Source organism: Rhodovulum viride (assembly GCF_003265965.1).
GTDB classification, from domain to species: domain Bacteria; phylum Pseudomonadota; class Alphaproteobacteria; order Rhodobacterales; family Rhodobacteraceae; genus Rhodovulum; species Rhodovulum kholense.
In genome coordinates, this window is record NZ_MUAV01000255.1 from 1 (window position 1) to 285 (window position 285).

Sequence of the window (285 nt, forward strand, 5' to 3'; positions counted from 1 at the left end):
GGAACTCGCAGCCCTTGACCAGCTCGACCAGCGCGATGGCATCGCCGCCGCCGCAGTGCCGACAGTTATAGACGTTGCGGGCGGTGTTGATCCCGAAGCGGTCGCGCCCGCCGCAAACGGGGCAGGGGCCGACGCGCTCGATCCCCTGCGGCGGTTTCAGCCCGGCAATGCCGAGCCGGTCCGCGACCTCGGCAATCGGCAGCGCGCGCGCCTCGGCCAGTCGGGGATCCTCGCGCGGGGTCATGCGAGACCGCACGAAAACAGAGGCACGGCGTCCCGGAAATT

The 285-nt window shown here is 70.5% G+C and carries 1 protein-coding gene; it reads right to left on the bottom strand.

Annotation, left to right across the window (positions count from 1 at the left end; genetic code table 11):
* Positions 1–244, bottom strand: a 244-nt coding sequence (locus BYZ73_RS22085) for a primase-helicase zinc-binding domain-containing protein (protein ID WP_281269518.1), incomplete at its 3' end; no start/stop codon positions are given.
* Positions 245–285: the final 41 nt, after the last annotated feature.